The organism is Halorubrum distributum JCM 13561 (assembly GCF_000337395.1).
GTDB lineage: Archaea > Halobacteriota > Halobacteria > Halobacteriales > Haloferacaceae > Halorubrum > Halorubrum distributum.
Genome location: NZ_AOJF01000057.1, coordinates 298,248 through 319,178, shown reverse-complemented (window position 1 = coordinate 319,178; position 20,931 = coordinate 298,248). Strand labels below are relative to the sequence as shown.

The following is a 20,931-nucleotide window of genomic DNA, read 5'->3' as shown; positions in this document are numbered from 1 at the left end:
TTTGGCCCGACCGGAGAACGGTGCGGACCGGCCGGAGAACGGGACGCGTCGCTCGCGGTGTGAGAGTGGATGCTCGGTCAGGGATTTGAACCCTGGTCGTCGGCTGACTTCCGAACCGGCGCCGAGGCGCCGCGTCCGCCGAAAGGCCAACATGATTGGCCGGACTACACCAACCGAGCGCGAACGTTGCTTACGTCGGGGATAATTTAACTCTTCTCAACTCTCCGCAGCGTGAGAGGTCGGCGCACGCGGCCCAGGCCGCGGACGGATCGGGGCCGAGACCTGACACAGGCCGGAGTCGACGGTCTTACTCGTCGATGTTGACCTTCTCGATCTCGACGGCCTCGCGGGGGTCGTCGTTGCGGCCGGTCGGCACGCCGCCGATCTCCTCGACGGTGTCCATCCCGTCGATGACCTGCCCGAAGACGGCGTGTTTGCCGTCGAGGTGCGGGGTCGCGTCCAGCGTGATGAAGAACTGCGAACCGTTCGTGTTCGGGCCGGAGTTCGCCATCGAGAGGATCCCGGGTCCGTCGTGGGTGAGGTCGTCGTGGAACTCGTCGTCGAACTGGTAGCCGGGGCCGCCGCGACCGTTCTCCATCGGGTCGCCGCCCTGGATCATGAAGTCGTCGATGACGCGGTGGAAGACGATCCCCTCGTACAGCGAGTCGCCGCGGACCTCGCCGGTCTTGGGGTCCTCCCACGTGTTGGTATCCCGCGCCGGCTCCGCGTCGGCGGCGGGGTCGTGGCGCGCCAGCCCGAGGAAGTTCTCGACCGTCTTCGGCGCGCGGTCGGCGAACAGTTCGACGACGATGTCGCCGTGGTTGGTCTGGAGCGTCACCTGCGGGTTGTCGGGGTTGGAAACCTCTCGTGCCATGTCCCCAGGGACGGCCGCCCGTCGGAAAACCCTGCCCATCCGGTTCTCCGCGACCTGCGAACGGGGGCGAACGCCGACAGGACTTTGCGGGTGGGCGTTCCGTCACCACGCATGTACGACAACATCCTCCTGCCCGTCGCGCCCGGCGGCGAGGCGAACGACGCGATCCCGCACGCCGCCAGCCTCGCCGAGCGATACGACGCGACGGTCCACGTCATCTCGGCCGCCGACACCGCGGTCGACACGCTCGCCGGCCCGCGGACCGGCGTGTTCTCCGACCGGCTCGCGGAGGCGGCCGAAGAACGGGTGGAAGCGGTGACCGCAGAACTGGAAGCGGCCGGCGTCGAGGCAGTCGGAAGCGTCGTCCGCGGCGACCCGCTGGACGTCATTGAGAACGCGATCGACGACGGGGCCGACATCGTCGTCATGCCGAGCCACACCCGTCGCGGGATCCGCCGGCTGCTCCTCGGGAGCGTCACCGAGAAGGTCGTCCGCGTCGCGTCGGTACCGGTGGTAACCGTTCCGATGGCCGACCCCGAAGAGGCCGGAGGAGAGGCGGAGCCGACCGAGACCGACGAAGACGCGAGCGACGCGACGGACGGCGGCGACGCGTCCGACGCCCAGTGACGGCCGCGTCGAACGATCGCGGGACGGTCACCCGCGCCTTCCGGGTCGCGTACGACGGCCGGGGGTATGCCGGCTTCCAGCGCCAGCCGCACGCCAGCACGGTCGCGGACGCGCTCCTCGAAGCGCTCGCGGAACACGGCGTCGTCGAGCGCGGCGACGGGTCGACCCACGCCACGCCGGTCGGCTACGCCGCGGCGGGCCGGACCGACGCCGGCGTCTCCGCGGTGGCACAGACCGTCGCCTTCGAGGCGCCGACGTGGCTCACGCCCCGCGCGTTCAACGGCCACCTGCCGGGGTCGGTCCGCGTGTGGGCCGCGGCCGACGTCGAGGGCGGGTTCCACGCGACGCACGACGCGGTCCAGCGGACGTACCGCTACCACCTCTACGCGCCCGAATCGGGCTCCGAATCCGGCTCGGACCGCACGCGCCGAGACCCGGAGCACGCGGTCGACGACGACCGGTTCCGGGCGGCGCTCGCGCGGTTCGACGGCGAGCACGACTTCCACAACCTGACCACCGACGAGACGGGAACGGTCCGCGACCTCGACGCGCGGGCGACCCGCGAGGGCGACGCGCTCGTCGTCGAACTCTCGGCGGACGGGTTCCCGCGCGCGCTCGTCCGGCGCGTCGTCGCCGCGGTCCGCGCCGTGGGTCGCGGAACCGCCGACCTCGCGTGGATCGACCGGCTGCTCGCCGCCGAACCGGTCTCGGGCGATCGCGGCGTCGGTCCCGCGCCCCCGGAACCGCTCGTGTTGTGGGACGTGACCTACCCCGACGCGGAGTTCACCGTCGACCGCGAGGCCGCGGAAAGTGCACGCGTCGCCTTCGGCGAGCGACACCGGGACGCTCGCCACGCCGCGGCCGCGACCGGCGCGGTCCGCGACAGGCTGTTCTCGGCGGTCGGCGAGGAGTGAATCGGACTTTCGGACGGCCGCGGCTCGGGCCGCCGCTACGCAGCCGACCCCCCCGCCGCCGTCTCCATGCCGTCGACGCGGACCAGGAGGCTGTTGCCGTCGACGTTCGTCGCGTCGACGACGCCGGAGAGCCGCAGCCCGGTGGCGGGCGTCGGCCCGACGGTGACGTGATCGCCCGCGTCGAAGGGGCCGACCGGGCCGCGGATCACGAGCTCGGCGCGACACAGCTCCGGATTTGCGACGCTCGACAGGTCGATCTCTGCGACCGTGACGTCCTCGACGGGGTCGCCCTCGCGCTCGACCGGCGTCGTCGCGGCGTCCTCAAGGCGCTCGATGCCGAGCGCGTCGTACGCCTCGTCGGTCGGGATGTAGCCGCCGTCCGGCCCGGCGACGCCCTCGACGAGGCCGAGGGTGCTGAGGCTCCCCATGCGGTTCCGCACCGTTCCCGGATTGCGGTCGATCGCGTCGGCGATCTCCCGCCCCTGTACCGGTGCCTCCCGGCCCTCGGAGAGGTTCACGAGCGCGGTAAGCACGCGTTCCTGACTCGAACTCAGCTGAATACGTGACATGGACAAATCGAACTCTATCTAACTAATAAATGTTCGTATATAATCACATTATATGCTTAGAACAATTGTTCTACGACTGATTTCTATTCAAACGTACTCAAATAGGGCGCATTATTTCGGGAGACGAGTTATTCCCTCGTTCAGCGGCATAGAAGCTCAAGTATACCAGATTATTCCGAGTATAATCGTATGTACATCGTAGTTCACGAGTAACTCTACTCTATTCAGCCGTAACAGTACCAATTCCTTATACGATCCACACCGCAAGTATTTACCAGCGCAAACGGAAGCGGCGGCCGACTGATGACGATCCAACGCGACGCTCGCGAACGCCCGCAGAGACGCACCCGCGCCTCCTCACGAGCCGTCGGCGGACAGCCCCATCGGCGGACGATTCGGACGGGGCGGACGGTCCGCGCCGGAGGAGGAAATGGCTGACCCGGAGTCGGCGTTCGATCCGGACGAGGCCGCCGCCGAACGGTCGGCGGAAGGGGCGGTGTCGAACCACGATCGAGACGCCGCCAGCTCTCACCCCCCTCCCGCCTCGCTGCTCCCGGAGCGGGATCTCGCGGTCGAACGCGACCGAGTTCGGTCGTTCGTCGCCGATCGGGTCGACGCCGCGGGCGCCGACGGCGTGGTAGTGAACATGAGCGGCGGGCTCGACTCGACGGTGACGGCCGCGCTCGCAGTCGAGGCGGTCGGCGCCGACCGCGTGTACGGGCTGATTCTCCCGTGTAACAAGGTCGGCGCGCCGCACGCACGCGACGCAGAGGCGCTCGCGGAGGCCTTGGGCATCGACCACGACACGGTTCACCTCCAGCCGCTGTTCGCGCAGTTCGGCGCCGTCGCTCCCGACCGCTTCGACCTCCACGACGAGCCGGTCCGGTCCGGCAACGCCGTCGCGCGCCTCCGGATGGCCGTCGCCTACCTCGCCGCCAACGCGACGAACCGCCTCGTCTGCGGCACCGCGAACCGGAGCGAACTCCTGTTGGGCTACCTGACGAAACACGGCGACGGCGCGGGCGACCTGTTCCCGCTGGGTCACCTCTACAAGACGGACGTGCGGGCGCTCGCGGCCGAACTCGACGTGCCGGAGTTCGTCGTCGAGAAGCCGCCGACCGCGGGGTTTCTCCCCGGACAGCGCGACGCGGACGACCTGGGCGCGCCCTACGGCGTCGTCGACCCCGTCCTCCACCTCGGCGTCGACCGCGGACTCGACCCGGAGTCGGTCGTCCAGCGGATCGAGGCCGCGGTCGCCGACCGGGACGCCGACGACGGCGCCAACGCCGACACAGCCGACGCCGGGAACGAGGCCGGCGAACCCGCCGCGGTCGACCGCGAACTCGTCGCGGACCTGCTCGGACGTCACCGCGCGACGGCGCACAAGCGGCTCCCGCCGCCGACGCCTGAGGCCGACGTGAAGTGACCGAGGAGCCGTGAAGTGACCGAGGATCGGGACCCGGGGCGAGACCGGCCGCTCAGTCCCAGTCGCTGGGCCAGAGGTCGGCGGCGCGCATCCCCGTCTCGAAGTCGGCCTCGCGGAACGCGGCCGCGAGTTCGTCGCGGTCCAGCCGCGGCAGGTCCCGCTCGGGCGCCGCGAACTCGGCGACGAGCAGCGCGATCAGCATCGCGTGTTCGCGGACGTTCCGGTCGTCGACCTTGTCGCGGGTGTCCGCGTGAGTGTGACCCCATCCCCGCCCGCGGTCGCCCGAGTCGCTGTGGAGCTGGAGCGCCGGCACGCCGCGGCGCACGAACGGCCACTGGTCGGAGAACGGGTGTGGCTGCGCGTCGACCGCGATCGGCTGGCGCGTCGCGGTCGACACCGCCTCCGCGACCGACGCGGCCGCCGTGGAGGCGTGCGCGAGCGCGACGAGGTCGCGGAACCGCCCCGCGCCGTCGACGTTGACGACGCCCTTCACGCGGTCGAGGTCGAGGCGGTCCGCGAGGTGCTCCGCGCCGAGCAGCCCGACCTCCTCGGCGCCCACGGCGACGACGTCGACGCCGAGGGGGAGGTCGGCGTCCGCCAGCACTCCGGCCGCGGTCGCGACCGTCGCGATGCCGCAGCCGTTGTCGAGCGCCCCCTCCGCGATGTCGTGGGCGTCGTAGTGGGCGAGCAGCAGGACGCGCTCGTCGGTGTCGGGACCGGCGCGCCCGATCACGTTGCGGCTCTCGCCCGGGGTCGTGGACGCCTCGACCGACAGTTCGGCCTGCGCAACGTCGGCCGCGGCGATTCCGTTTCCGCCGCCGACAGCGTATTCGCGGAGCCACGCGCCGGTCTCCTTCGAGACGCCGATCGCGACCGCCTCGGCCTCCTCGCCGAACGTGAGCGACCCGGTGGGCGGGAGCTGGCCGTCGAGGTGGTTGACGAACACGAACCCGACCGCGCCGGCGTCGATCGCGTAGCCGAACTTCTCCATGCGGTGGACGAACCGCCCGCCCTCCGGCGTGGTCGTCGAGGCGACCGCGATCCGCCCCGCCACGTCGCGCTCGTCGATCTCTCTCGGGGTGCCGTACCCCACGTCGACGAGTTCGCCCGCGACGCTCCCCGACGGCGAGTACGGGAGCGCTAAGGCCTCGAACGAGCGCGTCGCCGGCTCGCCGTCCCGCCCCGAGACGGTCACGTCGAGCGACGCCGACCCGCGCTCCCAGGCCGGGAGCTCGAACGGCTCCGTGCGCACGTCCGCGAGCCCCGCGCGCTCGAAGGCGTCGGCGACGAGGCCGGCGGCCCGGCGCTCACCCTCGCTGCCTGCCATGCGACTCCCGATCGCCGTGAGGTCGGTGAGGAAGCGCCACGGCTCGTCGTCGGTCCAGGTCGCGCCGAGCGCGGGCGCGAGGTCGGCAGCGCGCTCTCGCACGCGGTCGACCGCCGCGGCCGCGTCGGTTCGCGTCGCGTCTGCTGCGTCGTCGGTCATGGGCGTGCCTCCGTCGGTGACGGCTTAAGCGTGTGGCTCGCGGCACCGACGCCTCGGAGTCGGCCGGCGTTCGCCGAAACGCTACGTTCAAGTGGGACGGTCGGGTACCTCGAATCGAGCACCGTTGGTCCAGTGGTAGGACATTAGCTTCCCAAGCTAATAGCCCGGGTTCAATTCCCGGACGGTGCATTCCTGCGGCGAGCAACGTCGCGAGCCGCAGGAATCGGCAGCGGAATTGAACCCTATCAGTCGCGCGCAGCGAGTGAAACGAGCGAGCACGTCTGATTCCGGTTCAATTCCCGGACGGTGCATTTCTGCGACGAGCGAGTCGCGAGTCGTAGGTCTGCCGGAATACCCTCAGACACGGCGAACACCTCCGAAGTCTCAGCCGCTTATTTATAAATAACCGACTGCGGATCGACGACGAACACCGCCAAAGCCCCAGTCGCGAGGGCTCGGTGCGCTCGCTGCGGTCCTCGTCGTTCGCTTCGCTCACTCCTGCGGTCCTTGCGTTGCGCGCCTTCGCCCTCGCGACTGCCCCTTTGAGTCCCTCCCCGCACAGCACCGCCCCGCACCTCACGCCTCCCCAGCCTCGCGGCTCACGCTTCGCGGCGTCGCCGCTCGCGTTCGCCGCGTCCCTCGCGCGTGCGGTTCGCGGCCTTTCGGCCGCTCACCGGCACGCGCCACCGCACAGCGTTCGTTTATAAGCAACCGCGGCTGCGCAATGTGCCGATTTAAATACCACGTCGCCCTGCCCGCTCAGAAGATGTTCGCCTGATCGTACACCGAGATCCCGGTGTCGGTGATGTCGTACGGCTTCGTCTCGCGGGAGTGGTTCGCGTCGCGGATCTTCTGGATCTCGACGGCGAGGCGGGTCTCGCGGAAGTCCGACCCGCGGACGTACTGGAGGACGAACACCGCGTCGGTGAGGTACTCGACGATGCCGTGTCGGGAGGCGTACGGCGTTTCTTCGCTCGCCTCGGAGGTGAGCAGCGTCGTGACGCCCGACTCCTTCAGCGAGCGCGTGAACCCGAACACCTCCGAGCGCCGCTTCGCGGGGTGGTCGTACATCATCTCCAAGAGGGAGACGGAGTCGAGCACCAGCCGGTCCGCGTCGAACTCGGCGATGAGCCGGACGAGGTCGTTGCGGATCGACGACAGCGAGTTGGCCATCTCGATGGGGTCGATGGCGACGACCGCGAGGCGGTCCTCCGCCGCGTGCTCGCGGAACGACCACCCCTTCTCGGTCGCCGTGTCGAGGATCGACTCGCGGGTCTGTTCGAGCGTGATGTAGATCCCCTTCTCGCCCGATTCGAGCGCGTAGTTGAGAAACTGGAGCGCGAACGTCGTCTTCCCGGTGCCGGCCCCGCCGATGACCGAGAGCAGCGACCGGCTGGGGACGCCGCCGAGGATCATGTCGTCGAGCCCCTCGATCCCGATGTCGGTCCGCTCGATTCCGGACTCGAACTCGTCGGGGTCGACGTCGAAGTCGGTCGTCCCTCCGGCGTCGGCATCGTCGCCGAACTCACCGAACCCGAAGTCGTCGTCGCCTCCGCCCGTGCTTCCGCGGTAGCCGCCGAACGGGTCGTCGCCACCGCCTGCCGCTCCGCCGCCCCCGCCGCTCGACTGGCCGTCTGACCCCCCACCGCCCCGACTGCCGCCGAAGGGGTCGTCAGCGCCGAACGGGTCCGTCGCGCCGCCACCGCCGTCGGCGTCCGTTCCGGCGTCGGCCTCCTCCCCGCCACCGCCGCCGAAGGGGTCGTCTTCGCCGAAGGAGTCGAATCCGGAGCCGGCGTCAACGTCGCCGAACGCGTCCGCCGGAACGCCGCCGCTCGCCGCGTCGTCGGTGCCGGACTCGCCGCCTCCGGACTCGCCGCCCCCGGACTCGCCGCCCCCGGACTCGCCGCCCTCCCCGACGTCGCCGGCGAAGGGGTTCCCGTCGCCCGCCTCGGCGCCCGTCTCGTCGGCGGCACCGCCGAACGGATCGGCGAACTCGGCGTCGTCGCTCGCGGCCTCCGTCTCCCCCGCACGGTCGTCCGCACCGGCTTCCGGATCGTCCGCGTCGTCCGCACCGGCTTCCGCGTCTTCCGCGTCGTCCGCACCGGCTTCCGTACCGTCGGAACCGCTCTCCGCACCGTCCACCGGCGGGTCGTCGGACTCCTCGTCGGTCTCGCGGAGCGCGCGTTCGAACCAGTCGTCCTCCTCGCTCATCGTTTCCGCCGCCCGTGGGGGGTCGACATGGACCCAGCAACGCGGCCGAGCGGCTTGAAACTTTCCGGCGAGGTTTCAGATACCGAGAACCCGGCCGGGCGGCCGATGTCCGCACGCTTTTATCCGGGGCTCGGGATGGATTCCGCATGGAAGTGGGCATCGTGGCGCGAAAGGGAAGCGAGCGGGCGGCGTCGCTCGCGGCGACCCTTCGAGACGTCGTCGTCGACGCGGGCGAGAGCGTCTGGCTCGACGAGGAGACCGCCGCGGCGCTCGACGCCGGCGACGACGCCCGACCGGTCGACGCGTTCGGCGACTGCGACCTCGTCGTCGCGGTCGGCGGTGACGGGACCTTCCTTTTCGTCGCGCGCAACGCGGGCGACACCCCGATCGTCGGGGTGAACCTCGGCGAGGTCGGGTTCCTCAACGCCGTCCCGCCGGCGGACGCCGCGACCGCGCTCCGCGCCGAGATCCGTGCGTTCCGCGACGGGGGGCTGGACGTCCGCGAGGCGCCGCGGCTCACAGCGAGCGCCGGCGACTGGACGTCGACGCCGGCCGCGAACGAGGTGGTCGTTCAGGGCGACCGGCGCGGGCCGGGCGGCGGGATCGACTACGAGGTGCGCGTCGACGGGTCCCGGTACGCCGGCGGCCACGCCGACGGGGTCCTCGTGGCCACGCCGACCGGGTCGACCGCGTACAACCTCTCCGAGCGCGGCCCGCTGGTCCACCCGGAGGTCGGGGGGCTGGTCGTCAACGAGATGGTCGCGGACGAGGGGATGCCCCCGCTCGTGGTGGACGCCGACGCGACCGTCACCGTCTCGGTCGCGGACGAGGCGGGCGCGACGGTCGTCAGCGACGGCCGCGACACCGAGGCCCTCGACGGGCCGGTCGAGGTGACCGTCGAGCGCGCCGCGCCGCCGATACGGATCGCGGGCCCGCCCTCGGACTTCTTCGAGGCGCTCGGAAAGCTGTCGTGAGCCGGACGCGCACGCCTTCGGCTCCCGATCGAATGCGCCCACAAAGCGTTTACCGGGCGCCCGCGGACCGAGGAGCGTGAATCGCCGGTCGACGCTCGGGCGGTACGCGGTCGCGGGCGCCGCCGTCGCAGCGCTGGGGGCGCTCGCGCTCGCGGTCTCCCCTGAGGCCGCGCTCTCGCGGCTGCGATGGCTCGCGACGGAGCCGCTCCGCTTCGGGGTCGCCGTCGTCGCGCTCGCGGCCGTGCGGCCCCTCCTCGCGTGGCCGACGACCCTCCTCGCCGTCGCCGTCGGCTTCGGGTACGGCTGGGTCGGGACGCCGTTCGCGCTCGCGCTCGTCGTCGGCACCGCCCTCCCGCCGTACGCGCTCGCTCGGGCGGGGCGGCTCCGAATCCGCGACGGTTCCGAGACGGCCGAAGGCTCGGGCGTCGCCGCCCGGTTCTGTCGTGCCGGCGAGCGCTTCGCGGCGGAGTCCGGCAGCGTGCGCGCCGTGGCCGGCACCCGCCTGCTGCCGCTCCCCTCCGACGCGGTGACGGCCGGGGCCGCGGCCGCCGGCGTGGGGGTCCGACCGTTCCTGATCGGCACGGCGTTGGGCGAGCTGCCCTGGGTCCTCACCGGGGTCGCGGTCGGCGTCTCGCTCGACCGCCTCGCGGCGAGCGGCGGGTCGCTCGTCGACCCGACCGTGATCCTCGGGATGGCCGCGGTCGGCGCGCTGGTGCTCGCCGGACCGCTGTACCGGACGTTCGTGCGGCCGGACGCGACGGCGGCCTGACTCGGCGCGAAATGAACAGCGTCGAAGCGGCGAACGGATCGGAGAAAGCGAAGACCGCCCGTGCGTCGTCGTCGCGCGGGCGATCGTGCGGGTCGTGTGCCTCTGACGGCAAACGGGTGCCTCGACTCGGGAACCGACCGCAACGGCGCGCGCATTCCCCCGGTCCCCGAATCCCGGGAACCGACCCAGCCCTGACCCCGAAGCCGCGGTGCGGTCCGTGCCCGCTCCGCGCGAGCGGCCGGACGCGACCGCGACTCCAACGGGGGACCGAGGGACTGCGGCGTCGCTACGAGCCGTCGGTCTCGTTGTCGCCGCTCGATTCGTCGCCTTCCGAGTCCGTCGACTCCTCGTACTCCACCTCGATACCGCTCGGCACCGGTCGGAGGAGGTAGCGGCCGTTCCCGCGCAGCACCGGCGCGAAGTCCGCGGTGAACGTCGTCCGCGCGTTCTCGCGGATCTCGAACGCCTCGTTGAACTTCAGGGGCGCGTTGCCCGGGAGGTCGACGGTCGCGTCGCTCCCGTCGGTGAGCGTCCCGTCGGCCGACGACACGTCGAGCTGGAGGTACGGGTACTCCCCGGTCTGGAGCTCCCGCTCGTCGATCAGCTTCGTCTCGCCGTTCTGGAGTTCCACGAGGTCGGCCTCCTGAGGCTCGTCGAACTCGAAGTACTCGCGGCCGGCGTCCTCCTCGCCGTCGGTCTCGTCGCCCGCGTCCGTCTCGTTCCCGCTGTCGGCGGACCCGTCGTCGCTGTCGGCGCTGTCGGCGTCGTCGCCCCCGCCGTCCGTGTCGGTCTCGTTGCCAGCCGTGTCCTCATCGTCGTCCGGCTCGGCGCCCTCCGGCCCGAGCCAGAACCCCTCGACGGTGACGACGAGCGACTCGAAGTCGCCGATGTCGGCTGGCTGGTCGGTCACCTGCGTCGCGAGCGTCCCCGTCGCGCGGCCGACGCAGCCGGCGAGGCCGGCCGCGCCGAGCGCGGCGGCGCCGGTCGCCTGAAGGTAGGTCCGCCGGTCGAGCGCGATGCGGTCGGAGGTGCGGTCCGTCACGTTAGGCCCCCTCCTCGTCGGCGTCGGTTCCGTCGTCCGCGTCGCCCTCGCCGGCGCCGTTCCCGGCGACCTCGCTCACGGTCTCGCCGAGGTCGTCGACGCCGCCGTCGAGGAACTCGTTCACGCTATCGAGGATCCCGCCGACGAAGTCCGGCACCTGGTCGGGGAGGTCGCTCGGCGGGCCGGCGTCGCCCGAGGCGTTGTCCGGCCCGGGCGTCGCCGCGACGGCACCGGCGGCCGCGCCGGTCCCGATCAGTACCACCGTGGCCAGCGCCACGAGCAGGGTCGTTCGGAGTGCGTTCATAGCAACTCCCCCTCGGGACCCAACGCCCTTTAATGACGCAAGCCGTTCAGCCGAATTACGCCCAATTTAATTCGGTTTAACGGCCTCGAGAGCCTTTGAAACCCGAATCTCGTTAGATCGATGAGTTGCTTATAAAAGACGGCGAACGGCGAGCGGTTCTCATCGTCGCCCGCGCGGCGGGGTGGCATCCCACTCTCGCGTCGACGTGAGCTCCCGCTCGCGGGGCGGGTCAGATCTCGCTCGCCCAAAAAATAGGACCCCGACCGCGCGGCCGCGTATCGGGGAGCGGACGGAACGAACCTCGGCGGTCCGGAGCGGTTCGGTCCCGTTACGGCTCCAGCCGATTCGGGTCGCGCGGGAACATGATCGCTTCCTTGATGTTGTCGAGGTCGGCGACCTTCTGGACGAGGCGGTCGATGCCGAGCCCGTAGCCGCCGTGCGGGGGCGTCCCGTAGCTCAGCGCCTCGATGTAGAACTCGAAGTTCGCGGTCTCGACGCCCTCCGCCTCCATGACCTCGACCATGCGCTCGACGTCGTGTTCGCGCTGGCCGCCCGAGGAGAGCTCCTGGCCCTTGTAGATGAGGTCGAACTTCCGGGAGGCGATCTCGTCGTCCGGAACGTCTTGCATGTAGTAGAACTTCTCGTCGGGGTAGCCGACGACGAAGAAGGCGGGGTGGCCCTGCTCCTCGAAGTGCTCGCCGAGCAGCTTCTCGCCCTTCGTGTCGAGGTCGGTCGGGTCGTCCGGGAAGTGCCCGTACTCGGTTTCGAGGATGTCGAGCGCCTCGTCGAAGGTGATCCGCGGAAAGTCCTCTTCGGGCACGTCGAGGTCGACGTCGAGCAGGTCGAGCTCGCGCTCGGCGTTCTCGGCGACCTCGCGGAGCGCGTAGCGCAGCGACTCCTCTTGGACGTCCATCACGTCGTCGTGGTCGTCGATGTACGCCAGCTCCACGTCGAACATCGCGATCTCGGAGACGTGGCGGGAGGTCGCGAAGTCCTCGGCGCGGAACGCGGTGCCCGTCTCGTAGACCGCCTCGTAGCCGGAGGCCATCAGCATCTGCTTGTACAGCTGGGGGCTCTGCGAGAGGAACGCGTCCTGGTTGTAGTAGAGGATCGGGAACAGCTCCGCGCCGCCCTCGGCGCCGCCCTTCGAGATCAGGGGCGTCTTGATGTCGACGTACCCCTCCGATTCGAACCACTCCTCCATCGCGGTGATCAGCTCCGAACGGAGCGTGAACACCGCGAGCGTCTCCGGCTTCCGGAGGTCGAGCGCGCGGTTGTCGAGCCGGGTCGAGAGGTCGACCTCGATGTCCTTCGAGATCTCCAGCGGGAGCGGGGAGTCGGCCTCGTCGATGACCTCGTACTCGGTGGGCGCGATCTCGACGCCGCCGGGCGCCTGGTCGCTCTCCAGCGGCTCGCCGACCACGCGGACCACGTCCTCGGCGCCGACGTCCTGGACGGCCTCGAACAGCTCCGGCTCGCGCTCCTCCTTGAAGACGATCTGGATGAGCCCCTCGCGGTCGCGCACGATGAGGAAGACGAGGCCTCCCAGGTCGCGGATCTCGTGGACGTGGCCGGCGATGGCGACCTCGTCCGCGTCCGGTTCGACGTCCGACGTGTGAATTCGCTCGATCATGACGGTGGCTGCTTACGCGCAACTGGTCGGGCGTTCGGCATAGGCCTGTCGTCTCGGCGTCGACGGAACGGCTGGCCCGCGGCCGCTCCGGCGGATTCTCGGGGACTTCCGGACCGAACTCGCCGTGTCATGTGGTCACATAACTAACATAATTTTAATACGAAACCGATACAGGAGGATGATAACGGCGCGTTCCGCGCCGCGGAGACCGATCATGACCCGTTCCACCACCTCGACGCTCGGCCGGTCCGCGAGCGTCGCGTTCCTCGGGTGGATCGGGTATTCGGCTCCGAACTCACGGTCCGTCCGCCCGACCGCGTGACGCGCGTCGGCTGGGGAGGGTTCCCCGCGGGACGGACCATCTCCCGTTCTCTCCAGCCGCCGCTGTCCGTCGCGCGCGTCGAGTCGGACGGCCGTCTCCCTCGCGAGCGCCGCCGCCGCCGGTGGCCCGGCTGCTGACCCCAGTCGGGGGCTCGCCGTCGGCGCGTTCGAGGACGCGGACCGGTCGCTTCCCGGGTTCGGACCGGGACGCCGACCGGCCGCGCCGCGTTCGACTCGCGGCGAGGGCGTATGGCGGCAGCCATCCACACGCCGTCGGTCGAGGCCACGGTGACCGTCCGCGTCTCGCAGGCGGCCGCCGGCGACCTCGTCGCCGGCGCCAGAGCACAGATCGAGCGAATCGACGGCCTCAGCGTCGAAGAGCTCGAAATCGCCGGCCTCCGCCCCGGCCTCAACGACACCACGGTCGAGGCGGTCGCCACCCTCGCGGTCGACGAGGGCGCGGCGCCCGAGGCGGAGTACGACGCCGCCGGGATCGACGCGGCCGACGAGTTCGTCGTCGACCGCGTCCGCGAGCGACTCGCGGACGGCTTCGGCGTCGACCCCGAGCGCGTCGAGCGGGTCGACCCGCCCGACTGACGGGCCGGTCGCGAGGGCGGCCTCCGGCTACTCCTCCGCGAGCCGCTCCCGCACGTCGGCCTCGGCGCGCCGCAGCACCTCCCGGATCGGGAGGCCGGTCGCCTCGGCGACCGCGGCCGCGTCGTCGTACTCCCCGCTGACGTCGTACACCTCCTCGTCGGTCGTCGACGCGACCTTCACTGCCACCTCGTGGTCGGCGCCGTCGACCCGGAGCGTCGCCGTCTCGAACTCGCGCTCCGCGATCCAGCGGTGGCTCGCGCCGGACTGGCGCACGCCGAGCGTCCCCGTCTCCCGGGCGAGCCGCTCCGCGACCGCCTCGGCGTCGGCGGGCTTACAGATCACCTTCACGAGGTGACCGGGCCGCGACTTCTTCATCGTCGTCGGAACGATCGTGACGTCCCGCGCGCCGGCCCGCGAGAGCGTCTCCTGAAGCCCGCCGAGGACCTCCGGCGCGGCGTCGTCGAGGTTCGTCTCGAGGACGGCGATGTCGTCGTGAGCGAGCGATCCGTCGGGGGCGTCAGCGTGAGCGCGGTCCGCGTGCGCGTCGTGTCCCCCGTCGCCGACCAGCGCCCGGAGGACGTTCGGGTGCGCCTCGAAGTCGGCGTCGCCGGCGCCGTAGCCCGCGCGCTCGACGGCGAGGTTCGGGACCGCGTCGACGCCGTCGGCGATCGCGCCGAGGATCGCGGCGCCCGTGGGCGTGAGCAGCTCGCGGTCGATCGGCCCCCCGACGATCCGGAAGCCGGCGCGGGTCGTGATCTCGGTCGTGGCCGGGGCCGGGACCGGGTACGTCCCGTGGCTCATCTCGACCGTGCCCCCGCCGGCGGAGACGGGGGTCGTGACCACGCGCTCCGGGTCGAGGTCCGCGAGGAGCAGCGCGGCGCCGACCACGTCGGCGATCGCGTCGTCCGCGCCCACCTCGTGGAAGTGCGTGTCGTCGAGGTCGGTGCCGTGGACCGACGCCTCCGCGCGCCCGAGTAGTTCGAAGGCGTCGAGCGCGGTCGACTCGACCGCGTCGGGGAGCCCCATCGACTCGACGAGGTCGACCACCTCGCTGTAGCTCCGGTGGACCCCGGTTCCCTCGGCCGATTCGGCGGCGCCGGAGGCGTCCGACTCGTGAGTGTGCTCGTGCTCGGGGCCGTGGCTGTGGTCATGCTCGTGGCCGTGGCTGTGGTCGTGCTCGTGGCCGTGGTCGTGATCGTGACCGTGGTCCGCGTCAGCCTCGACCGCTCCGTCGCCGTCGTCGACGAGCACGTCGACGGTCGTCGCGCGGATCCCGTTCTTTTCCGTCTCGCCGATCTCGTACCGAACCGGGAGGGCGTCGCTCACGGGCGCGAGGACGTCGGGGTCGGCGCCGGCCGCGATCAGCGCGGCGCAGACCATGTCGCCGGCGGCCCCGGTCCGACCGTCGAAGACGAGCGTTCGCATGGTCCGTCCGAGGCGACTGGCGGACAAATACCTCGGGATTGACGCCGCCGAATCGGTCGGATATTCGTTTATAAGTGCCCGGCCAGTGGCCGTTTACTACTTATAAATAAATAAATAACGACGCTGTGCTGAACACCGCCGAAATCCCAGCCGCTTAATTTTAAATAATTGACCACGGATCGACGGAGCGCTCCTCCAAAGCCCCAGCCGCGAGGCGGGCGCACGCTCGCTGCGCTCCTCGCTCGGTCGCTCACTTCGTTCGCTCCCTCGCTCCGGTGCTTGCGTCGCCTGCGCCCGCCTCGCGGCTGCCCCTTTGAGTCCCGCCCCGCACAGCCCCGCAACCGCACCTCACGCCTCCCCAGCCTCGTCGGGCGCGTCCGTCGGGCTCCCTTCGGTCGCCCTCGGCGCGCCCGACTCCCNCCTCCCCAGCCTCGTCGGGCGCGTCCGTCGGGCTCCCTTCGGTCGCCCTCGGCGCGCCCGACTCCCTCGCGCGTGCTGATTCGCGGCCTCCGCTTCGCTCCGGCCGCTCGCAGGCACGCGCCACCGCTCGATTGTCGTTGCTATTTATAAACTCTCCCCGCCGGTCACGAACAGGTACAGTTCGCCGACGACCACGAACGCGACAGCCGCGAGCGCGACGGCGAGGAAGCCACCGATGTTGAGGGCGTACAGCGCGGTGCTGACGAGGGCGCCGGCGACGAGGAAGGCGACCCGCGAGAGGAGCGACCGCATGGGGTCGGACAGAGAGTCGAACACGCCCGAACGTTGCCTCGAACGGGCAAAAGACGTCCGTTGCGACCGAGAGCGAATCGACGGCGAAAACGCACGCTTACGACGGGGTTTTAAGAACGGACGTCCTACCGTGCTATATGATAACACGACATTCCGCGGGCGCCCGGAGCTCGGTGCGAAGCGGCGGCGCCGAGACGGGCAACAGGCTTATTCCCGGACCGGGTCCAGATACGACCATCCCCCGCGAGGAACCATGAACGAAGTCCAACTCGAAGTGGCGAAGGCGTACCCGAACGACTCGGGGCGCGGCATCGCCCGACTTGACCCCGACACCCTGCTGCATCTGAAGCTCTCGCCCGGCGACATCATCGAGATCGAGGGCGCGGAGACGACCGCCGCGAAGGTCTGGCGCGCGGACCGCCAGGACTGGAACACCGACACCGTCCGCGTGGACGGGTTCACGCGACAGAACGCGGACGTCGGCATCGGCGAGCGCGTCACCATCCGGAAGGCCGAGGCCGAGAAGGCCGACAAGCTCGTCTTGGCCCCGCCCGAGGAGGCGTCAGTCCAGTTCGGCTCCGACGCCGCCGGCATGGTGAAACGCCAGATCCTCAAGCGCCCGGTCGTCGAGCGCGACATCGTCCCGGTGATGTCCTCGACGAACCACCCGTTCATGCGGTCGCCCGGCCAGGCGATCCCGCTGATCGCGGTCGAGACGGAACCCGACGGCGTCTGCCTCATCACCGAGGACACCGAGGTCGAGCTGCGCGAGGAGCCGATCTCCGGCTTCGAGAAGACCGGCGGCGGCATCACCTACGAGGACATCGGGGGCCTCCAGTCGGAGATCCAGCGCGTCCGCGAGATGGTCGAGCTGCCGATGAAACACCCGCAGATCTTCTCGAAGCTCGGCATCGAGCCGCCGCAGGGCGTCCTGCTCCACGGCCCGCCGGGCACCGGGAAGACGCTGCTCGCGAAGGCGGTCGCCAACGAGACGTCGGCGTCGTTCTTCTCGATCGCCGGCCCGGAGATCATCTCGAAGTACTACGGCGAGTCCGAACAGCAGCTCCGCGAGATCTTCGAGGACGCGAAAGAGGAGTCGCCCTCGATCATCTTCATCGACGAGCTCGACTCCATCGCGCCCAAGCGCGAGGACGTGACCGGCGAGGTCGAGCGCCGCGTCGTCGCGCAGCTGCTGACGATGATGGACGGGCTGGAGACCCGCGGGCAGGTGATCGTCATCGGCGCGACGAACCGCGTCGACAGCGTCGACCCCGCGCTCCGCCGCCCCGGCCGGTTCGACCGCGAGATCGAGATCGGCGTCCCCGACGAGGTGGGCCGCAAGGAGATCCTCCAGATCCACACCCGCGGCATGCCGCTCTCGGACGACGTGAGCCTCGACCACCTCGCCGACGAGACGCACGGGTTCGTCGGCGCCGACATCGAGAGCCTCACGAAGGAGGCCGCGATGAAGGCGCTGCGGCGCTACCTCCCCGAGATCGACCTCGACGAGGAGGAGGTCCCGCCGAGCCTCATCGACCGGATGATCGTCAAGCGCGACGACTTCTCGGGCGCCCTCAACGAGGTGGAGCCGTCGGCGATGCGCGAGGTGCTCGTCGAGCTTCCGAAGATATCCTGGGACAACGTCGGCGGACTCGAAGAGGCCAAACAGCAGGTCCAGGAGTCGGTCGAGTGGCCGCTCACCTCTCCCGAGAAGTTCGACCGGATGGGCGTCGACGCGCCCAAGGGCGTGCTGCTGTACGGCCCGCCCGGCACCGGGAAGACGCTGATGGCGAAGGCGGTCGCCAACGAGACGAACGCGAACTTCATCTCGGTCAGGGGGCCCCAGCTGCTCTCGAAGTGGGTCGGCGAGTCGGAGAAGGCGATCCGGCAGACCTTCCGGAAGGCCCGGCAGGTGAGCCCGACGATCATCTTCTTCGACGAGCTCGACAGCCTCGCGCCCTCGCGCGGACAGGAGATGGGGAACAACGTCTCCGAGCGCGTCGTCAACCAGCTCCTGACGGAGCTCGACGGCCTCGAGGACATGGGCGACGTGATGGTCATTGGCGCGACCAACCGCCCCGACATGATCGACCCCGCGCTGCTGCGTTCCGGCCGCTTCGACCGGCTCGTGATGATCGGACAGCCCGATCAGGAGGGCCGCGAGCAGATCCTCGACATCCACACCGAGGACACGCCGCTCGCGCCCGACGTGAGCCTCCGCGAGGTCGCCGAGATCACCGACGGCTACGTCGGCTCCGACCTGGAGGGGATCGCACGCGAGGCCGCCATCGAGGCGCTGCGCGACGACGACGACGCCGAGGAGGTCGAGATGAAGCACTTCCGGCGCGCGATGGAGTCGGTGCGGCCGACCATCAACGACGACATCCTCGCGTACTACGAGGACGTCAGAGAGCAGTTCAAGGGCGGCGGCGGCGAGTCGCTCCGCGACACCGGCGGCCGCATCGGGTTCCAGTAACGCGGCCGGCGGTCGCACCTGCCGGGATATTTTGAGTGTCGCCCGCCTACGGCGAGTCATGTCCGACGACGTGACCGTCGACGTGGAGGTCGAAGTGGAGGTCGACCGCGACCAACTGGAGATCGAACGCGACGACGCCGAAGTGATCGAGGCGACCTACGAGGCGAACGGGATCGAGATAGAGGTCGAAGCGGAGGTGGAGTCGTACGGCGGAGGCGACGATTCCGGCGAGGACGACGAACACGACGACGGCGCGAGCGCGGCCGAAGCCGAGGACGGCGAAAGCGGCTACGAGGATTTCGAGTAGCGACTCTCGCCGGTCCCGCCCCGCCGCACCGACCCGTTCCGCTCCTTTTAACCTCGACAGCGACCAAGCGGAGCTATGTCTCAGCCCCGCGTCCCCGGCGGCGACGAGAACGCGCTGGAGCTACCCTGCGGGGAGACGATCGGCGTCGACGACCTGGACCTCGGGATGCGCGAGTACGAGTGCGACTGCGGCGGAACCCACGCGGTCGTGATGGACGTCCACCCCCCCGAGCGGTTCCTCCCGGACTTCCTCGTCGATGTCCTCCGCGAAGCGATCGACACGACCAGCGAGGAGATGCCGGAGTTCGACACGCCGCACCTGCTCGGCGTCGTCTTAGAGGAGTTCCCGGAGGCGGTCGTCTCACACGACGCCAGCGAGAACGCCGACGTGGGGTACGCGATGGTCTGGGTGACCGAGTTCGACTCCCGGCGGCTCCACGAGATCGTCGTCGAGCTCGTCGTCGAGCTGATGGAACACGCCGTCAGCCACGCGGACGACGACGAGGCGCTGTCGGCGTTCGAAGAGGAGATGGTCGAGTTCGACGTGAGCGAGTTCGTCGAGCAGTACCGCGCGGAGCGCGACCTCGAAGCCGAGGACCCGTACGCCTGAGCGGAACCTGACTCGGCTCCCGTCGCGTCTCGGTGAACGGCTCAAACGGCCGAAAACGACCGCGAGAACAGTCGTGTCAGACAACCGTCCGACTCCTGTCTCACTGAACCCTATATGTTCGGAGACCGTACGTAAGACGTATGAGCGCCGGCGAATACGACCGGTTCGACCGGATCCGCGGCGTGCTCGCCGAGGCCGACGAGCCGCTGACGGCGCGGGAGATCCTCGCACTCGTCGAGGAGTGCGACGACTGCGAGGAGATCGACAGCCCGCACCGAGTCGCCACCGTGTTGGGGCGGCGGGCCGAGCGCGGCGAGGTCGAGGTCATCGCGGGCCAGCCGTACCGGTACCGGCTGGAGACCTGACGGGCGGTCGGTACCCGTTCCGGTGCCGCCCGCGTCGAGGATGGGTGCGGGGCCGGCGAGGGTCCGCGAGCGTTTACGGGCTCACGATCAGGTCGAACCGGTAGACGCCGTCGCGGTACTCGACGACGACGTTCCGGAAGTCGACGCGCTCCTCGTAGCTGTCGATCGGTTCGAGGTCCTCGGCAATACCGAGCGCACCGAGGGCCTCGTTGAACTCGTCCGAGGGAGGCGCGCCCTCCCCGTAGCGGCGCGGGTCCTCGGCGATCGCGTCGTCTAACACGCCGCGAGCGCCGTCCGAGAGCCCGACGGAACCGAGATCGCCCTCGACGATCGCGTCTCGCGCGTACTCGTTGAATCCGCCCGGCGAGGCGGCGATCTCGTCGATCGCGTACGTCCACTCCGGAACCTCGACCGTTCGGCGCTCCGCGACCGCCCGGAAGAACTCGTCTTCGTACTCGACGTACTCGAACGGCGGCGACGGGACGAGGGCGCTGGCGTCGGCGTCGAGCCCGTGGTGGAACTCGACGGTCTGGAGCTCGTCGAACTGGGGGTCGCCGAGGAAGCCGTCGTGGCCGGCGTACACGCCGTCGAGCGCCGCGTCGAGCACGCGCTCGTCCTGGTCGGAGAGGTCGAAGGGCGGCTCCGCGACCGCCGCGCCGTCGGGCGGCGTCTCGTCGACCCGGTCAACCGCGAAGTGCCACCGCTCTCGTTCGAGGACGCGCTCCTCCGCGATTCGAACCTCGTAGAAGGTCCCGTCGCGTTCGAGGAACGTCGGCCGCGGGCGCGTCTCGGTCCCCCACTTGTCGCGACCGACGAGCGGCCACTGTCTGACGGTCACTTCGCCGGTCTCGAACAGCTCCGCGAGGGAGGCTTCCTTCGCCTCGGTCGCGAAATCGACGCGGGTCGTGGCGTCGATTTCGGTCGGGTCGGGCCACAGGTACGGCCGACCGATCGACGAGGCGTCGAATTCGTCGCCGATGAGCGCGTACGAATTGAGGCTGCCGGAGCTGAGACAGCCGGCCGTCGCGGCCGTCGCGGCCGTCGCACCGGTGATGCCGAGCAGTCGGAGGGCGCGGCGGCGGGAACAGCGCATATCGGTCCAAGATTTCTGACATCTCGGTAAATCCCTTGTGGTGAGCCTCTCAGCTAACCGATACGGAGAAGCGGTGGGTGAATCATGTGGTATCGTACCGACCACCGTGGCACGTCGTGTCTTGCGAAAATCGCAAACTCACTGCGAGATTCGTACTCTACCGCCGGCCTTATTACG

General features: G+C 70.2%; 20 protein-coding genes and 2 tRNA genes. 11 read left to right on the top strand and 11 right to left on the bottom strand.

Annotated features, from left to right (window positions below; translation table 11 throughout):
* Nucleotides 1-70 precede the first annotated feature (70 nt).
* Nucleotides 71-179, bottom strand: a tRNA-Glu gene (locus C470_RS14970).
* A gap of 128 nt (nucleotides 180-307) precedes the next feature.
* Nucleotides 308-874 carry a peptidylprolyl isomerase gene (locus tag C470_RS14965; RefSeq protein WP_004598497.1) on the bottom strand — a complete coding sequence of 189 codons (567 nt, stop codon included), beginning with the start codon at nucleotides 872-874 and terminating at the stop codon, nucleotides 308-310.
* A gap of 111 nt (nucleotides 875-985) precedes the next feature.
* Here C470_RS14965 and C470_RS14960 point away from each other — a divergent pair, with 111 nt between their 5' ends.
* A complete protein-coding gene (locus C470_RS14960; protein WP_004598496.1) occupies nucleotides 986-1,501 on the top strand; it encodes a universal stress protein in 516 nt (171 codons plus the stop codon).
* Complete coding sequence (gene truA / locus C470_RS14955; protein ID WP_007997318.1) at nucleotides 1,498-2,415, top strand: tRNA pseudouridine(38-40) synthase TruA; 918 nt, start codon at nucleotides 1,498-1,500, stop codon at nucleotides 2,413-2,415. The genes C470_RS14960 and truA overlap by 4 nt, the downstream gene beginning before the upstream one ends.
* 35 nt (nucleotides 2,416-2,450) lie before the next feature.
* Here truA and C470_RS14950 read toward each other — a convergent pair whose 3' ends face one another.
* Nucleotides 2,451-2,984: an Rrf2 family transcriptional regulator gene (locus tag C470_RS14950; protein ID WP_049897987.1), complete on the bottom strand. Its 534-nt coding sequence runs from the start codon at nucleotides 2,982-2,984 to the stop codon at nucleotides 2,451-2,453.
* 430 nt (nucleotides 2,985-3,414) lie between these two features.
* Here C470_RS14950 and nadE point away from each other — a divergent pair, with 430 nt between their 5' ends.
* Nucleotides 3,415-4,410, top strand: coding sequence for an NAD(+) synthase (gene nadE, locus C470_RS14945; RefSeq protein WP_007997316.1), 996 nt, complete (start codon nucleotides 3,415-3,417; stop codon nucleotides 4,408-4,410).
* 52 nt (nucleotides 4,411-4,462) lie between these two features.
* Here nadE and C470_RS14940 read toward each other — a convergent pair whose 3' ends face one another.
* The gene (locus tag C470_RS14940) at nucleotides 4,463-5,896 is read right to left on the bottom strand and encodes a M28 family metallopeptidase (protein WP_008368313.1); all 1,434 of its coding nucleotides are present in this window, start codon (nucleotides 5,894-5,896) and stop codon (nucleotides 4,463-4,465) included.
* A 118-nt stretch (nucleotides 5,897-6,014) separates the two neighbouring features.
* Between C470_RS14940 and C470_RS14935 the strand changes: the two genes are divergently transcribed.
* A tRNA-Gly gene (locus C470_RS14935) sits at nucleotides 6,015-6,085 on the top strand.
* A 570-nt stretch (nucleotides 6,086-6,655) separates the two neighbouring features.
* Here C470_RS14935 and C470_RS14930 read toward each other — a convergent pair.
* Nucleotides 6,656-8,107 (bottom strand): KaiC domain-containing protein, encoded by a 1,452-nt coding sequence (locus C470_RS14930; RefSeq protein ID WP_008368311.1) that lies wholly within the window; start codon nucleotides 8,105-8,107, stop codon nucleotides 6,656-6,658.
* Between the two features lie 146 nt (nucleotides 8,108-8,253).
* Here C470_RS14930 and C470_RS14925 point away from each other — a divergent pair, with 146 nt between their 5' ends.
* Nucleotides 8,254-9,081 carry an NAD(+)/NADH kinase gene (locus C470_RS14925; RefSeq protein WP_004598490.1) on the top strand — a complete coding sequence of 276 codons (828 nt, stop codon included), beginning with the start codon at nucleotides 8,254-8,256 and terminating at the stop codon, nucleotides 9,079-9,081.
* Nucleotides 9,082-9,157: 76 nt separating this feature from the next.
* On the top strand, nucleotides 9,158-9,850 hold the full coding sequence (locus C470_RS14920) for a VTT domain-containing protein (RefSeq protein ID WP_007346059.1): 693 nt from the start codon (nucleotides 9,158-9,160) through the stop codon (nucleotides 9,848-9,850).
* Between the two features lie 286 nt (nucleotides 9,851-10,136).
* Here the strand turns inward: C470_RS14920 and C470_RS14915 are convergent, their stop codons facing one another.
* From C470_RS14915 to aspS, 3 genes are all read right to left on the bottom strand, one after another.
* Entirely contained in the window at nucleotides 10,137-10,892 is a 756-nt protein-coding gene (locus C470_RS14915; protein WP_008368309.1) for a DUF4382 domain-containing protein, read from the bottom strand.
* A gap of 1 nt (nucleotide 10,893) precedes the next feature.
* On the bottom strand, nucleotides 10,894-11,196 hold the full coding sequence (locus C470_RS14910; RefSeq protein WP_004598487.1) for a hypothetical protein: 303 nt from the start codon (nucleotides 11,194-11,196) through the stop codon (nucleotides 10,894-10,896).
* Between the two features lie 328 nt (nucleotides 11,197-11,524).
* A complete protein-coding gene (gene aspS, locus C470_RS14905; RefSeq protein ID WP_004598486.1) occupies nucleotides 11,525-12,829 on the bottom strand; it encodes an aspartate--tRNA(Asn) ligase in 1,305 nt (434 codons plus the stop codon).
* A gap of 570 nt (nucleotides 12,830-13,399) precedes the next feature.
* Between aspS and C470_RS14900 the strand changes: the two genes are divergently transcribed.
* On the top strand, nucleotides 13,400-13,747 hold the full coding sequence (locus C470_RS14900) for a hypothetical protein (RefSeq protein WP_008368306.1): 348 nt from the start codon (nucleotides 13,400-13,402) through the stop codon (nucleotides 13,745-13,747).
* A gap of 27 nt (nucleotides 13,748-13,774) precedes the next feature.
* On the opposite strand, the gene larC is transcribed toward C470_RS14900, so the two are convergent.
* Nucleotides 13,775-15,172 carry a nickel pincer cofactor biosynthesis protein LarC gene (larC, locus tag C470_RS14895; protein ID WP_008368304.1) on the bottom strand — a complete coding sequence of 466 codons (1,398 nt, stop codon included), beginning with the start codon at nucleotides 15,170-15,172 and terminating at the stop codon, nucleotides 13,775-13,777.
* 564 nt (nucleotides 15,173-15,736) lie between these two features.
* Nucleotides 15,737-15,928, bottom strand: coding sequence for a hypothetical protein (locus C470_RS14890; protein WP_049908786.1), 192 nt, complete (start codon nucleotides 15,926-15,928; stop codon nucleotides 15,737-15,739).
* A gap of 229 nt (nucleotides 15,929-16,157) precedes the next feature.
* Between C470_RS14890 and C470_RS14885 the strand changes: the two genes are divergently transcribed.
* The 4 genes from C470_RS14885 to C470_RS14870 all read left to right on the top strand — a co-directional run bounded on the left by C470_RS14885 (nucleotide 16,158) and on the right by C470_RS14870 (nucleotide 19,661).
* Nucleotides 16,158-18,380 carry a CDC48 family AAA ATPase gene (locus C470_RS14885; protein WP_004598482.1) on the top strand — a complete coding sequence of 741 codons (2,223 nt, stop codon included), beginning with the start codon at nucleotides 16,158-16,160 and terminating at the stop codon, nucleotides 18,378-18,380.
* Between the two features lie 58 nt (nucleotides 18,381-18,438).
* Nucleotides 18,439-18,687: a hypothetical protein gene (locus C470_RS14880; protein ID WP_004598481.1), complete on the top strand. Its 249-nt coding sequence runs from the start codon at nucleotides 18,439-18,441 to the stop codon at nucleotides 18,685-18,687.
* 75 nt (nucleotides 18,688-18,762) lie between these two features.
* Nucleotides 18,763-19,296, top strand: coding sequence for a DUF5815 family protein (locus tag C470_RS14875; RefSeq protein WP_008368301.1), 534 nt, complete (start codon nucleotides 18,763-18,765; stop codon nucleotides 19,294-19,296).
* A gap of 140 nt (nucleotides 19,297-19,436) precedes the next feature.
* Entirely contained in the window at nucleotides 19,437-19,661 is a 225-nt protein-coding gene (locus C470_RS14870; RefSeq protein ID WP_004598479.1) for a hypothetical protein, read from the top strand.
* Between the two features lie 73 nt (nucleotides 19,662-19,734).
* Here the strand turns inward: C470_RS14870 and C470_RS14865 are convergent, their stop codons facing one another.
* Complete coding sequence (locus tag C470_RS14865; protein WP_008368299.1) at nucleotides 19,735-20,754, bottom strand: hypothetical protein; 1,020 nt, start codon at nucleotides 20,752-20,754, stop codon at nucleotides 19,735-19,737.
* Nucleotides 20,755-20,931: the final 177 nt, after the last annotated feature.

Excerpts from the sequence above, each read along its gene's own strand:
- nadE (WP_007997316.1), top strand. The coding sequence starts at position 3,415 with ATGGCTGACCCGGAGTCGGCGTTCGATCCGGACGAGGCCGCCGCCGAA.
- C470_RS14900 (WP_008368306.1), top strand. The coding sequence starts at position 13,400 with ATGGCGGCAGCCATCCACACGCCGTCGGTCGAGGCCACGGTGACCGTC.
- C470_RS14885 (WP_004598482.1), top strand. The coding sequence starts at position 16,158 with ATGAACGAAGTCCAACTCGAAGTGGCGAAGGCGTACCCGAACGACTCG.
- C470_RS14960 (WP_004598496.1), top strand. The coding sequence starts at position 986 with ATGTACGACAACATCCTCCTGCCCGTCGCGCCCGGCGGCGAGGCGAAC.
- C470_RS14865 (WP_008368299.1), bottom strand. The coding sequence starts at position 20,754 with ATGCGCTGTTCCCGCCGCCGCGCCCTCCGACTGCTCGGCATCACCGGT.
- aspS (WP_004598486.1), bottom strand. The coding sequence starts at position 12,829 with ATGATCGAGCGAATTCACACGTCGGACGTCGAACCGGACGCGGACGAG.
- C470_RS14870 (WP_004598479.1), top strand. The coding sequence starts at position 19,437 with ATGAGCGCCGGCGAATACGACCGGTTCGACCGGATCCGCGGCGTGCTC.
- C470_RS14940 (WP_008368313.1), bottom strand. The coding sequence starts at position 5,896 with ATGACCGACGACGCAGCAGACGCGACGCGAACCGACGCGGCCGCGGCG.
- C470_RS14910 (WP_004598487.1), bottom strand. The coding sequence starts at position 11,196 with ATGAACGCACTCCGAACGACCCTGCTCGTGGCGCTGGCCACGGTGGTA.
- C470_RS14950 (WP_049897987.1), bottom strand. The coding sequence starts at position 2,984 with ATGTCACGTATTCAGCTGAGTTCGAGTCAGGAACGCGTGCTTACCGCG.
- C470_RS14965 (WP_004598497.1), bottom strand. The coding sequence starts at position 874 with ATGGCACGAGAGGTTTCCAACCCCGACAACCCGCAGGTGACGCTCCAG.
- C470_RS14875 (WP_008368301.1), top strand. The coding sequence starts at position 18,763 with ATGTCTCAGCCCCGCGTCCCCGGCGGCGACGAGAACGCGCTGGAGCTA.
- larC (WP_008368304.1), bottom strand. The coding sequence starts at position 15,172 with ATGCGAACGCTCGTCTTCGACGGTCGGACCGGGGCCGCCGGCGACATG.
- C470_RS14880 (WP_004598481.1), top strand. The coding sequence starts at position 18,439 with ATGTCCGACGACGTGACCGTCGACGTGGAGGTCGAAGTGGAGGTCGAC.
- C470_RS14930 (WP_008368311.1), bottom strand. The coding sequence starts at position 8,107 with ATGAGCGAGGAGGACGACTGGTTCGAACGCGCGCTCCGCGAGACCGAC.
- C470_RS14925 (WP_004598490.1), top strand. The coding sequence starts at position 8,254 with ATGGAAGTGGGCATCGTGGCGCGAAAGGGAAGCGAGCGGGCGGCGTCG.